Below are 523 nucleotides of genomic sequence, written 5' to 3' on the forward strand. Positions count from 1 at the left end.
TGGCGCTCTTCTTCCTCTCGATCGCCCTCGGCACCGCGATGTCCGGTCGCCTCGCCGAGTTCTACGACGTCAAGGACGACAGCGGCTTCTTCTGGTGGGTCGGCCTCGCCTCGGTCGTCGTCGGTGTGCTCCTGCTCGTCGGCAACAAGCCCATCCGCAAGCTGATGGCGGGCGTGCACTGATCGGTTCCTAGGCAGGTGTGGCGGCGGAGACCTCCCGCCGCCACACCGCCACCGCGACCGCGCCGAGCAGCACCGGCACGGCCACGGTGAACACCCGCCACACCATCAGCCCCGCGACAGCGGCGGCCTCGACGTCCAGCCCGCCGGCCTCGACCAGGGCGGCGAGGACCAGGGCGTCGACGATGCCGATGCCCCACATCGGGAAGACCGTGAACGGGAAGGCGAACAGGTAGGCGATCGCGATCCAGGCGATGCTCACCTCGCTCGCCGAGACCCCGACGAAGCGCAGGCACAGCGCGAGCGCGACCAGGTCGACGGCCATCATCCCGACCTGGGAGAGC

The 523-nt window shown here is 70.0% G+C and carries 2 pseudogenes; one reads left to right on the plus strand and one right to left on the minus strand.

Annotated features, from left to right (window positions below):
• Positions 1–182: pseudogene (locus tag IEY81_RS23960) on the plus strand (MFS transporter); the annotation flags it as partial.
• A 7-nt stretch (positions 183–189) separates the two neighbouring features.
• Here the strand turns inward: IEY81_RS23960 and IEY81_RS23965 are convergent.
• A pseudogene (locus IEY81_RS23965) lies at positions 190–523 on the minus strand (lysylphosphatidylglycerol synthase domain-containing protein); the annotation flags it as partial.

The sequence above is a fragment of the Nocardioides luteus genome, from assembly GCF_014648595.1.
Lineage (GTDB): Bacteria > Actinomycetota > Actinomycetes > Propionibacteriales > Nocardioidaceae > Nocardioides > Nocardioides luteus.